This window comes from Streptomyces sp. NPDC057854, from assembly GCF_042797055.1.
Taxonomy (GTDB): domain Bacteria; phylum Actinomycetota; class Actinomycetes; order Streptomycetales; family Streptomycetaceae; genus Streptomyces.
Map to the genome: position 1 here is coordinate 1 of NZ_JBHVMF010000037.1, position 12280 is coordinate 12280.

The following is a 12280-nucleotide window of genomic DNA, read 5'->3' on the forward strand; positions in this document are numbered from 1 at the left end:
CCCGCCGCCCCGCCCCGGCCGGCCGCCGCGCCCGCCGTGCTCGGGCCCGCGCCATGGGAGGCGCCCGTCAGCGGGCCCCGTACCTTCCCGTCACCGCCCGCGCCGCCCGCGCCGCCCGCGCCCCCCGCGTCCGCGCCCGGGCCCGCGCCCGAGCCGGAGCCGCGCGGCGGGGACGTCACCGTGCTGGTGGAGGCGCCCGGGGGTAACGAGCCGACCGTGCAGGTGTCCATGCCCCGGCCCCGCGCCGGGTTCGTCGGCAGCCGGCCGCCCACGTACGAGGCCGAGCCCACCGCCCTGCCCGCCGCGCGCCCCGGCGAGCTCGGCGACCTGGTCGCCGACACCGTCCTGGACGGCGCCCGCTACGGCACCGCCACCCTCCGCGCCGCGTCCGTGCGCGGCGACTCCGCCCGCTACCGGGGCGAACCCCGCCGGGACGCCCTGCTGACCGCCCGCTTCGGACACGAGGAGACCGCCCTCGTGCTGGTCGCCGTCGCCGCCGGCTCCCGCGCCGCCGACGACGCCCACCTCGCCGCCGCCGACGCCTGCCGCTGGATCGGCGAGGCCGTCGGCCGCAGCCACGCCCGGCTCTCCGAGGACATCCGCACCGGCCGCCGCGGCGACCTCAAGTCGGGGCTGCACCGGCTCACCGACCGCACCTACGGCCGGCTCCGGGCCCGCGCCGCCGACCGGGGCCTGGCACCCGACGCGTACACCGCGACCCTCCGCTGCCTGCTGATCCCCGCCGACCCCGACTGCCGCACCCGGGTCTTCTTCGGGATCGGCGGCGGCGGTCTCTTCCGGCTCCGCGACGGCGCCTGGCAGGACATCGAGCCGCTGCTGCCCGACCCCGCCTCCGTCACCGGAGCGCCCGTCGTCGGCTTCGGCTCGACCCCGCCGCACGGCACCCCCGAGGCCACCGAGGAGGGCGACAGGCTCACCATGGACCTCGGCATCACCACCGCGCCCGGGCCGCTCGTCGAGGAACCCGTCCCGCCGCCCGCCGAACCCTTCCGGTTCCGCGCCTCCGTGGCCCGTCCCGGCGACACCCTGCTGCTCGCCTCGCCCGGGCTCGCCGAGCCGATGCGCGGCGAACCCGAGCTGGCCCGCGAGCTGGCGGCCCGCTGGGGCGGCACCGAACCGCCCGGCCTCGCCGCCTTCCTGGCCGACACCCAGCTGAGGGTGACGGGGTACGCCGATGACCGTACGGCGGCGGCCGTCTGGGAGGCGTGAGACGCCGCGCCGTGTGTTGATGGACCCATGGCCAAACAGAACGTAGCGGAGCAGTTCGTCGACGTCCTCGTCCGCGCCGGGGTCCAGCGGCTCTACGGCGTGGTCGGCGACAGCCTGAACCCGGTCGTCGACGCCATCCGGCGCAACCCCGCCATCGACTGGATCCAGGTGCGGCACGAGGAGACCGCCGCCTTCGCCGCGGGCGCCGAGGCGCAGATCACCGGCCGCCTCGCCGCCTGCGCCGGCTCCTGCGGGCCCGGCAACCTCCACCTCATCAACGGCCTGTACGACGCCCACCGCTCGATGGCCCCCGTCCTCGCGCTCGCCTCCCACATCCCGTCGAGCGAGATCGGCCTCGGCTACTTCCAGGAGACCCACCCCGACCAGCTGTTCCGCGAGTGCAGCCACTACAGCGAGCTGATCTCCAGCCCGCAGCAGATGCCCCGGCTGCTGCACACCGCCGTCCAGCACGCCGTCGGCCGCGGCGGCGTCTCGGTCGTCGCCCTCCCCGGCGACATCGCCGACCAGCCCGCGCCGGAGAAGGTGTCGAGCAGCGCCCTCGTCACCTCCCGCCCCACCGTCCGCCCCGGCGACACGGAGATCGACGCCCTGGTCCGGATGATCGACGCGGCCGAACGGGTGACGCTCTTCTGCGGCAGCGGCACCGCCGGCGCGCACGCCGAGGTGATGCAGTTCGCCGAGCGGCTCAAGGCCCCCGTCGGCCACGCCCTGCGCGGCAAGGAGTGGATCCAGTACGACAATCCCTTCGACGTCGGCATGAGTGGCCTGCTCGGCTATGGCGCCGCCTACGAGGCCACCCACGAGTGCGACCTGCTGATCCTGCTCGGCACCGACTTCCCGTACAACGCCTTCCTCCCCGACGACGTCCGGATCGTGCAGGTCGACGTGCGCCCCGAACACCTCGGCCGCCGCTCCCGGCTCGACCTCGCCGTGTGGGGCGACGTCCGGGAGACCCTGCGCTGCGTCACGCCCCGGATCCGGCCCCGCACCGACCGGCGCTTCCTGGACAAGATGCTGAAGAAGCACGCCGACGCCCTGGAGGGCGTGGTGAAGGCGTACACCCGCAAGGTGGAGAAGCACGTCCCGATCCACCCCGAGTACGTCGCCTCCGTCCTGGACGAACTCGCCGACGACGACGCCGTCTTCACCGTCGACACCGGCATGTGCAACGTCTGGGCGGCCCGCTACCTCACCCCCAACGGACGCCGCAGGATCATCGGTTCCTTCAGTCACGGCTCGATGGCCAACGCGCTGCCGCAGGCGATCGGCGCCCAGTTCACCGACCGGGGCCGGCAGGTCGTCACGCTCTCCGGCGACGGCGGCTTCAGCATGCTCATGGGCGACTTCCTCACCCTCGTTCAGTACGAACTGCCGGTGAAGATCGTGCTGTTCAACAACTCCTCGCTCGGCATGGTCGAACTGGAGATGCTGGTCGCCGGACTGCCGTCGTACGGCACGGGCAACCGCAACCCGGACTTCGCGGCCGTCGCCCGCGCGGCCGGCGCCTACGGCGTCCGCGTGGAGAAGCCCAAGCACCTGGCGGGCGCCCTCAAGGACGCCTTCAAGCACAAGGGCCCCGCCCTCGTCGACGTCGTCACCGACCCCAACGCCCTCTCCATCCCGCCGAAGATCAGCGCCGAGATGGTCACCGGCTTCGCCCTCTCCGCCAGCAAGATCGTCCTGGACGGGGGAGTGGGCCGGATGCTCCAGATGGCCCGTTCCAACCTGCGGAACGTGCCCCGCCCCTGAGCCGCCGGAGCCCGGCGCATGCCGGCGGGCTCGCGGGGCAGCATTCCCCGTGAGTCCGTTCGACCGCGACCGTGGGTGGGGGCTATGGCCGGGAACGCACGACAGCCGACTCGACTGCTCAGAAAGGTGGGGGGAGCCGACCTGACCGCGGTGCCGGAGGTCCGCCACGCCTTACGCGAACTCCTCGGCGGCTGGGGCGGACCCGGCGCCGGGGACGTGGCCGAACTGCTCACCAGCGAACTCGTCACCAACGCGCTGGTGCACACCGCCCACGGGGCGATCGTCTCCGCAGAGGTCGACCCGGACCGGCTCCGGGTCGAGGTCCGCGACTACGAGCCCGGGCTCGCGGCGCCGCCCGTACCGCCCGCCGACGACGGTACGCACGGCCGGGGGCTCCTCCTCGTCAGGGAACTCGCCGACTCCTGGGGCGTCGCCGCGCGTGACTCCGGCAAGGTCGTCTGGTTCGAACTGCACGGCGGGGCCGCCTGAGAGGCGGCCCCGCCGTGCGGTGACGCGGTCCGTCAGCCGAGCTTCCGCTCCATCTCGGAGATCTTCGCCTCCAGATCGTCGAGCAGCAGCCCCTGGGTGTCGTCCTCGGCGGTGAGGTCCACCCGCCGGGGCTCATCGTGGCGGACGGCTTGCAGGGAGGGCCGGGGGCGCAGCGGCAGTTGTCCCGGGTCCGCTATGGCGGGTTCCGCGACGGCGGCGGACACCGCGGCCGTCGCGGAACCCGGCCCGGACCCCGGGGCCTGACCCCCGGAGGTCCCGGCGGTGGCGGACAGCGCCGCCACCTCCACCTGCCGCCCGCCGCGCCCGAAGGCCCGGTGCTGGCGGTTGAGCGCCTTGATCCGCGCCCGGTCGAGCTTGGCCTGCTCCCGCCGGCGGATCCGGTTCTGCTCCTTCTCCCGCCGGTCCTCCCGGACCTCGTCCACGGCCTCGTCCAGGGTCCGTACGCCCTCCAGCAGCATCAGCGACCAGGCGGCGAAGGTCTCCCGGGGGGCCCGGAGCCAGCGCACGATCCGGATCTGCGGCAGCGGGCGGGGCACCAGGCCCTGCTCGCGCAGCGCCGCCCGGCGGGTCTGCTTCAGCGCCCGGTCGAAGAGGACCGCCGCCGACAGGGACATCCCCGCGAAGAACTGCGGGGCCCCGTCGTGGCCGAGGCCGCGCGGCGCGTGCACCCAGTTGAACCAGGCCGCCGCGCCCGCGAAGAGCCACACCAGGAGGCGCGAGCCGAGGGCCGCGTCACCGTGGCTGGCCTCGCGGACGGCGAGCACCGAGCAGAACATCGCGGCCCCGTCGAGGCCGAACGGCACCAGGTACTCCCAGCCGCCGGTCAGGTTGAGGTTCTGCCGGCCGAAGCCGACCAGGCCGTGGAAGGAGAGCGCCGCCGCGACGGCGGCACAGCAGAACAGCAGCCCGTACGAGGCGAATCCGTAGATGGCCTCCTTGCGTCTGCGCCGCTCCTCGCTGCGCTCCCAGGAGTCCTCGGCCGCGGCCTGGTCACCGGCGCGCCTGCCGCGCGCGAGCACCGCCACCGCCGTCAGGATGCCGGCCACCATCACGCCGCCCGGAAGCAGCCAGTCCAGCGATATGTCGGTCAGTCTCATGCGGTGTCCCTCGCATCGCAGTGGGGCGTTTGGCCGCCCATACTGTCCGACCGACCGGCGGGCTCACGGGGTTTCGGGGCAAGAGCACGCCAACGGGGGCTCAGGGCATACGAATAGGTACCTTCTGCTCGAACGGACCTCGGTGGAACAGGAGTTGCGTTCGATTCGCGTCACTCGTACGGGTGGTGTGAGGCGGGTGGGATGGCGGACGGCTCAGGCGGTCGCCGCGAGCCGCCGGACCCGCTCGGCGTCACAGGTGCGCGGACAGGTGAGACAGGTGTCCTCGGGACGCAGCGTGTAGAAGAAGCAGCAGGCGACCCGGTCCCGGGTGGGGCGCGGCGCGCCGTCCGGCCCCTCGGCGCCCGGCAGCGGACGGAACCCGGCGCCGCCCGCGTACGGCTTCTCCGGCCTGCCGCCCGACCCCGGCAGCAGCGCCTCCAGCTCGGCCATCGCCCGCTCCTCCTCGCCGAGCAGGGCGCCGATGTACCAGAGGCTCTCCACGATCTCGTCCGTCACCATGCCCCACAGGGCGCGCCGGCCGCGCCGCATCCGCGGGCCGAAGCCGGCGAGCAGGGCCTCGAAGTGCTCGGCGAGCGAGGCGCGCACCTCGGCGCGCAGGGCGTCCTCGTCCGCGACCACCCGGGCGCCGGGCAGTGCGGCGGCGGGGTCGCCGGGGAGGCAGGCGAACTCGTCGACGCGGACCGCCATCCGGCCCCGGGTCCGCTGGAAGGAGACGGCGCCGGCGGGCAGCCGGGGGACCCGGCGGTGCAGGAACCAGGGGACGGTCACCAGGAGGCAGGCGGGCCAGGCGTACCGGTGCAGTCCGAAGCTCGCGACGACGTCGGGGCGGGCCTGCTGGCCGTAGTCCCGCAGCACCTGCGCGTTGTCCCAGGCGAGGAAGGCGTCCAGGGCGGCCCCGCCGGCGGCGAGGTCTCCGGCCCGGACCCAGCCGGCGCCGCTCGGCAGCGGCGCGTCCCCGGTGGTCTCGTCCACGCACAGGCCGGGGAACGCCTCGGTGAGCCGGGCGTACGCCGCCGCGACGGGCGAGACGGGCGGGGAAGGCAGCAGGGCGGGGACGGTCATGCGGACCACCGAATCGCGATCGTTAGCAGGTAAGCCTTACCTTACCCGAAACGGCATCGCGTCTCACCACCTGGCGACCCCTTCCCACCTGCGCCTCCGGGCGCGGCGCCGCGGAACGGTCCGTTCGCCTATGGTGCACAGGGGACCCCGGTATCGCGAGCCGGGCCCGGCACGAGGCCGCAGGAGGACCCGGGTGGAGCAGGGCGCAGCGCGCGAGCGGGCGACGGACGGGTCGTCCGTGCCATTCGGCGACCCCGGGGACCCCGGCGACGGGCGGCGGGACGACGCGTACGGGACCGCCGGCACCGCCCGCGTCCCCGGCCAGGCCCGCGGCGAGCAGCCCCGCCCCGCCCGCGGCCCCGGGGCCGAGCAGGCCCGCGGCGAGCACACCCACGGCGAGGCCCCGTACCCCTTCCCCGGCGACGGCCCGCGCACCGTGCGGCGCCACTCCGTCCGGGGCCAGATCCTCGACGCCCTGCGGACCGCCCTGGTCGCCGGCGAGCTGCGCCCCGGCGAGGTGTACTCCGCGCCCGTCCTCGGCGAGCGGTTCGGCGTGTCCGCGACCCCGGTCCGGGAGGCCATGCAGCGGCTCGCCGTCGAGGGCGCCGTCGAGGTCGTCCCCAACCGCGGCTTCCGGGTTATCGTCCGCACCGCCCGCGAGCTGGCCGAGCTGGCCGAGGTGCGGGCGCTGATCGAGGTCCCCGTCATGCTCCGGCTGGCCCGCACCGTCCCGGCCGGCCGCTGGGCGGAGCTCCGCCCGCTCGCCGAGGCCACCGGCGCCGCCGCGGCCCGCGGCGACCGCGCCCACTACGCCGAGACCGACCGCGCCTTCCACCGCGCGGTCCTCGCCCTCGCCGGCAACGGCCAGCTCCTGGCCATCGCCGACGACCTGCACCGGCGCTCCCAGTGGCCGCTCCTGAGCGCCCCGGTCCCGCGCCACGCGGACCTCGTCGCGGACGCCGCCGAGCACTCCGCGCTCCTCGACGCCCTCACGTCCCAGGACCTGCCGGTCGTCGAGCGACTGGTACGTGAACACTTCACCGGCTCCGACGGCTGAGGCGCCGCCCCCGGTTAGGGTGGATCGATCATGTCAATCCCACGGGACCCAGGGGGAATTCGGATGACTCCGATGACGCGGACGACGAGGACAGGTTTACGGGGCGCGGCCGTCGCGGCGGCGCTGCTGACCGGCCTGACGGGCTGCGGAGCGGGCGACGCGCTCGACGCGCTCGACGAGGCCACGGGAGAGGGCGCGAACATCTCCCTCGACGCCACCGGACTGCTCCGCGCGCTGCCGCGGAACTCCGACATCGGTGACGTCTACGTGGGCGGCGAACCGGTCACCGCCCAGGGCGCCGACGCCGCCGAGCTGTGCGCCAAGCGGACGGACGCGACCTGCGACGGCGTGACCGTCGCCGGACTGAAGGAGAGCGTGGTCCGCGGCTCCTCGTCCGAGGACCGGATCGACTTCACGCTCCTCGTCTTCGGCACCCAGGAGCAGGCCACCGCCCACGTCGAGAAGATGACCGCCGGCTGGAAGAAGCCCGACGTCGAGAAGCGCCGCTCCGTGAAGCCGGTCTCCTTCGACAGCGGCGCCGACACCACCGACGCCTTCACCTACGCCGACCCGGCCGGTACGAACGTCTACATGCGCGTCGGCTCCGTCGTCTCCGCCGTCACCGGCAGCGGCGTCACCGCCGAGAACGTCCAGACCGCCGCCCGGATGCAGGCCGACCGGATCAGGACCATCGCGGCCGGCCACGACCCGAAGAAGTGACACCCCCCGGGGAGACCGGTCCCGCGACGGGCGGTCTCCCCGGGCCCCGCGCCCACTAAGGTCAGGGGCGTCAGCCCGCTCGCCCGCGCCGCCCGTGAGGTCGCCCCATGCCGTCCGCGATCCCGTCCCCGCCGGACGGACGCCGACCCTCCGGTACGCGCCCCGAGGCCGCCGCCCTGCTCGGCTGGCTCACCGACCCCGACGCGCCCCGCCTGTGCCTGGTCACCGGCGCCCCCGGCAGCGGCAAGACCGCCCTGCTCGGCTGGCTCGCGGCGCACGAGACCCGGGCCCGGCGCGGCCGGGCCAGGACCGACCGGATCCTGGTGCCGCTCGCCGGACAGAGCGCCCTCGGCGTCGCCTGGACCCTCGCCGACCGGCTCGGCGTGGTCGCCCGGACCCCCGCCGACCTCGCCCCCACCCTCGCCACCAGCGAGGCCCGCCGCACCGGCCGGACCGTGCTCCTCCTCACCGACCTGCACGCCGCCGCCGAACCGGACGCCGTCGCCGACCTGCTCGCCGGGCTCGCCGAACTCGGCCGGCTGCGGCTCGTGGTGGAGGCCCGCACCGGCACCCGGCAGCCCCGGGCCGCCCGCACCACCGTCGTCGACCTCGACCTCGACGGCGACGCCGCCGCCCCGTCCGCCCCGCCCGCGCCGCCGCTCCCGGACCTCTCCGACCCGGCCGCCGTCTGCGCCGCCGACCCGCTCCTCGTCACCACCGGATACGCGACCGCCTCCGCCGACGACCACGGCGGACTGCGGGACGCCTGGCTGCGGGCCGGACAGGCGCTGTGCGCGGCGGACGGACCGGCCGGCCGGGCGCTGGTGCTGCTCACCGCGCTCGGCGACGGCGCCGACCCCCGGCTGCGGCCGGCCCTCGCGGAGCGGGCGGCCCCGGCGCCGTGGCGGGTCCGGTGGGCCCGGCACCGGGGCGACGTCACCCCGCCGTGGCCGGGCCCGGTCGCCGTCCTCGGCGCCACCGCCGGCGGGCCCTCCGCCGAGCTGGTGCTGGTCGGCGACCGCACCGGCACCGTCCGGCTGCTGCGGGAGGCCGACGCCTCCGCCGCCGGACGGCTCGCGCACCGGGCCGGCGGCGGGATCACCGCGCTCGCGCCCACCGCCGACGGCACGGTCCTGCTGCTCGACGAGCGCGGCCGGCTGCACACCGTACGCGGCACGGCGCCCCGCCCGCCCTATCTGGAACGGCTCACCGAGGCCGTCTCCACCACCCTGTCCCGGCACCCCGGCACCGCGCTCGCGGCCATCGCCGGCTCGGTCGTGGTGGGGGACCGGCTCGGCTCGGTGCACGCGTTCGGCGTCAACGGCCTCCACCAGGCCGCCTCGCACAGCGGCCGGGTCACCGCCGTGACCGCCGTCGACTCCGAGACGCCGTTCGTCTGCTCGGGCGGTGCCGACGGCACCGTACGGCTCTGGACGCCCGGGCGCCCGCCGGTCCCCGAACCGCTCGCCGAGCGCCGGTCACCGGTCGTCGCCCTGCACGCCGCCCCCGCCCCCGGCGGCCCGCTCGTCGCGGCGGCCTGGGCGGACGGCCGGGTCGAGCTGATCCCCGCCGAGGGCGGCCGGCGGCGCGCCTTCCGGCCGGGCCCGGCGGTCCGCGCCGTCGCCGTCACGGCCACCGGCGCCCTGCTCGTCGGCACCGACGAAAGCCTCATCTGCCTGGAGCCGCAAGGAAAGTGAGGCCCCCTCAGGTGGCTCTCACAGGGCGGTACGGGGCGTGAGCTGGGACGCCAGCCAGGTGGGGACGCCGCCCAGCAGCCGGAAGAGCCGGCGGGCCTCGGCGCGCAGCCGGCCCGCCTCCGGTTCCGTCTCCGTCTCGGCCAGCGCCGTCAGCGCCGGAGCCGTCCCCACGAGGTAGCCCAACTCCTCGCGGATCCGCAGCGATTCGGCGAAGCCGTGCCGCGCCTCGGCCAGCTCGCCCTCGCGCAGCGCGAGGCCCGCGAGATGGCGCCAGGTCGAGGAGAGCAGCAGCGAGTCGCCCTGCGCGGCGGCCCCCGCGTGCGCGCGCCGGTACGCCGCCCGGGCCGCCTGCGGGGAGTCGCCCAGGTTCTGCGCCATCAGCCCGCGCCGGTAGTCGAGCAGCGGCCGGCCCGGCTCCGAGGGGGCGATCAGCGCCGCCGCCCGGCCCAGCGCCATCCGGGCCTCGTCGGCCCGGTCCCGGACCCCCAACAGCGTGGAGGCGTAGGCGAGATGGCCACGCTCGCAGGCCGCCGCCCCGCGTTCCTCGTCGCTGCTCGCGACCGCCTCGGCGGCGCGCAGCGCCTCCTCGGCCTCGGCCCAGCCCTGTTCGGTGTAGAGGCAGCGCTCGATCAGCAGCGCGGCCCGTTCGAGCGCGGCGGCCGGTTCGTGGGCGCGGGGGGCGAGCAGCGCCGCCGCGTCGGCCCAGCAGCCGCGGGAGCGGAGCCGCCACACGGCGGTCTCCACCGGAGTCTCCTTGCCGTGGGCGGGGGACGGAACTGCGCCGCCCCCTGATTCGGAACCAGACATGGCGGTGTCCGCCACATTGCCCTCCCCGAGCGCGCCATCGAGCTGTTGAGTAGGACGGCATCTCAGCACGAACGGACGTACCCGGCCAAGGGGTCGGGTGAAAGATTTCACAAAGCCGTGGGAGCGCCGTGACGCCCCGCCGGAACCGGGTCCGACGGGGCGTCAGGGGCCGCCGATGCCCGTGATCACGGCGGTGATCAGGGAGGGCGGTGGTGCGGCGGACCGCACGGCGGAGGCCGCCGCGGGGCCCGTCCGCCACTCCTCCGGACTCAACCGAAGGAGTGAATTCCGGATCGCCCGCGGGCGGGCGGTCAGCTCATCCGCAGGGCCAGGAAGAAGTCCAGCTTGTCCTCCAGGCGGGACAGGTCGCGCCCGGTCAGCTGCTCGATCCGGCCCACCCGGTAGCGCAGCGTGTTCACGTGCAGGTGCAGCCGGGTCGCGCACCGCGTCCAGGAGCCGTCGCAGTCCAGGAACGCCTCCAGGGTCGGGATCAGCTCCGCCCGGTGGCGCCGGTCGTAGTCCCGCAGCGGGTCCAGCAGCCGGGCCGTGAAGGCGCGCCGCACGTCGTCCGGGACGAACGGCAGCAGCAGCACGTGCGAGGCCAGCTCGTGGTGGCCGGCGGCGGCCACCCGGCCGGGGCGGGCGGCGGCCACCCGGCGGGCGTGCCGGGCCTCCTCCAGGGCGCCGCGCAGCCCCTCCGCCGAGTGCACGGCGGCCGAGACGCCCAGCGTCAGCCGCCCGTCGTCGGCGAGGCCGGCCGACAGCGGAGCCCGTACCGCCGCCAGCAGGGCGTCGGCGTGCAGGCCCAGGGCGGGCGCCGGGCCGTCGTCCTCGCTCTCCGGGATCGGCCCGGCGGCCAGCGGCACCAGCGCGATCGCCTCGTCGCCGGTGTGGGCGACCGCGATCCGGTCGGCGGAGTCGGCGCCCACCGTCGCCGGGTCGACCAGGATCTCCTCCAGCAGCGCCTGGGTGACCGGGCCGGGCTCCACCGGCGGCTGGCCGCCCTCCTGGTCCCACTCGACGCGGGCCACGACGACCTGCCAGTGCGGGGCCGCGCCGAGGCCCGGCAGCAGCACCGGGGCGGCGACCCGCAGCCGGGCGGCGATCTCGGCGGGCGCGGCGCCCGTCTGCACCAGCTCCAGCACCTCCTGGGCGAGCCGGCGGCGCACCGTCCGGGCCGCGTCGCGCCGGTCCCGCTCCACCGAGATCAGCTGGGTGACGCCCTGGAGCAGGTCGAGCCGGGCGGCCGGCCAGTCCCCGGCGTCCGCCTCGACGGCGAGCAGCCAGTCCGACAGCACCGTCTCGCGGACGTCCCGGGAGGCGGGCGCGGCGGCCCGGGAGGTGTTCCGGATCGGGAAGAGCGAGTACGCCGTCCCCTGCACGCTCAGCCGGTGCGGGCCGCGCCGGCCGGTCCGGGTGGCCGCCAGGTGCTCGCCCGCCAGGGACGCCGCGAGCGCCGGGTCCAGCGGCTCGCCGGCGCCGGCGATCTGCCGCCCGGTGGGGGAGAGGACCCACGCGCGCAGGTCCAGGTCCGAGCCGAGCAGGTCCAGGACGGCCTCCGGGCCGCCGCCCGTCGGGCCCGAGGTCATCAGGCGCCGGTGCCGGTCCACCACGGCCGCCAGGTCGCCGGCCCGCTCGCCGGAGACCTGTCGAACAACGTGTTCGGTGATCGTCGCGAACGCAACGGATTCGTTGACCGCGAACAGCGGCAGCCGGTGGCGCGAACACGCCTGTACGAGATCGTCGGGGATGTCGCCCAGCTCGGCCTCGCCGGCCGCGAGCGCGGCCACCCCGGCCTGCCCGAGGATCCGGACGAAGGGCTCGGCGTCGGCCGGCTCCCGCAGCCAGGCCAGGCCGGTGAGGACCAGCTCGCCGCCGGACAGGTACCTGCTGGGATCCTTGAGGTCCGTGGTCATCACGCCGCGGACGGAGCGGTCCAGCTCGTCCTCGCCGCCCAGCAGGCGCAGCCCGAGCGCGTCGTTCTCCAGCAGTGCGCGCAGCCGCATCGTGTCGCCGCCGTTCCTTCGAGTGGGGAGTGGGTGGTGGGTGTCGAGTATTCGACGGGTGGGACGGGGACGGTGGTGCCGCCGTTTCCGGGGGGAAACAGCGAGGTGACCGATCCCCGTCTTTCGTTCGAATCTACAAGACGTGCCGGGGCACCGGCCAACTCCTTCATGGTTTCGGTGGCTGCACACGGGCCCGGACGGGCTTGTGTACTAGGCCACACACCGCGTGAACAGGACATGAACACCGAAGTCGAGGGCCGAACGCCCCCCGGGAACCAGTCGTCCGTCCCCCGATCACCAGAA

The 12280-nt window shown here is 75.9% G+C and carries 10 protein-coding genes; 6 read left to right on the forward strand and 4 right to left on the reverse strand.

The genetic code is table 11. The annotated features are described in order from the left end of the window. The 3 genes from ACFVQZ_RS34590 to ACFVQZ_RS34600 all read left to right on the forward strand — a co-directional run. Positions 1 to 1230, forward strand: a 1230-nt coding sequence (locus ACFVQZ_RS34590; RefSeq protein ID WP_383628778.1) for a protein phosphatase 2C domain-containing protein, incomplete at its 5' end; no start/stop codon positions are given. 27 nt (positions 1231 to 1257) lie between these two features. Then, positions 1258 to 3000, forward strand: a complete 1743-nt coding sequence (locus ACFVQZ_RS34595; protein WP_030497414.1) for a pyruvate dehydrogenase — start codon at positions 1258 to 1260, stop codon at positions 2998 to 3000. A gap of 126 nt (positions 3001 to 3126) precedes the next feature. Further along, positions 3127 to 3489 (forward strand): ATP-binding protein, encoded by a 363-nt coding sequence (locus ACFVQZ_RS34600; RefSeq protein ID WP_321193358.1) that lies wholly within the window; start codon positions 3127 to 3129, stop codon positions 3487 to 3489. Positions 3490 to 3521: 32 nt separating this feature from the next. Here ACFVQZ_RS34600 and ACFVQZ_RS34605 read toward each other — a convergent pair whose 3' ends face one another. Both ACFVQZ_RS34605 and ACFVQZ_RS34610 read right to left on the reverse strand, forming a co-directional pair. Continuing rightward, positions 3522 to 4607: a DUF2637 domain-containing protein gene (locus ACFVQZ_RS34605; RefSeq protein ID WP_030497412.1), complete on the reverse strand. Its 1086-nt coding sequence runs from the start codon at positions 4605 to 4607 to the stop codon at positions 3522 to 3524. 213 nt (positions 4608 to 4820) lie between these two features. Next, entirely contained in the window at positions 4821 to 5690 is an 870-nt protein-coding gene (locus ACFVQZ_RS34610) for a (2Fe-2S)-binding protein (RefSeq protein WP_383628781.1), read from the reverse strand. A gap of 193 nt (positions 5691 to 5883) precedes the next feature. Between ACFVQZ_RS34610 and ACFVQZ_RS34615 the strand changes: the two genes are divergently transcribed. The 3 genes from ACFVQZ_RS34615 (at position 5884) to ACFVQZ_RS34625 (ending at position 9164) form a co-directional block, all read left to right on the forward strand. Further along, positions 5884 to 6747 carry a GntR family transcriptional regulator gene (locus tag ACFVQZ_RS34615; protein WP_383628783.1) on the forward strand — a complete coding sequence of 288 codons (864 nt, stop codon included), beginning with the start codon at positions 5884 to 5886 and terminating at the stop codon, positions 6745 to 6747. A 63-nt stretch (positions 6748 to 6810) separates the two neighbouring features. Beyond that, positions 6811 to 7467, forward strand: a complete 657-nt coding sequence (locus ACFVQZ_RS34620) for a hypothetical protein (RefSeq protein WP_383628785.1) — start codon at positions 6811 to 6813, stop codon at positions 7465 to 7467. Between the two features lie 107 nt (positions 7468 to 7574). Next, the gene (locus ACFVQZ_RS34625) at positions 7575 to 9164 is read left to right on the forward strand and encodes a hypothetical protein (protein WP_383628787.1); all 1590 of its coding nucleotides are present in this window, start codon (positions 7575 to 7577) and stop codon (positions 9162 to 9164) included. An 18-nt stretch (positions 9165 to 9182) separates the two neighbouring features. Here ACFVQZ_RS34625 and ACFVQZ_RS34630 read toward each other — a convergent pair whose 3' ends face one another. Next, entirely contained in the window at positions 9183 to 9986 is an 804-nt protein-coding gene (locus ACFVQZ_RS34630) for a hypothetical protein (RefSeq protein WP_383628789.1), read from the reverse strand. Positions 9987 to 10282: 296 nt separating this feature from the next. Beyond that, the gene (locus ACFVQZ_RS34635; RefSeq protein WP_383628791.1) at positions 10283 to 11977 is read right to left on the reverse strand and encodes a PucR family transcriptional regulator; all 1695 of its coding nucleotides are present in this window, start codon (positions 11975 to 11977) and stop codon (positions 10283 to 10285) included. Positions 11978 to 12280 lie beyond the last annotated feature (303 nt).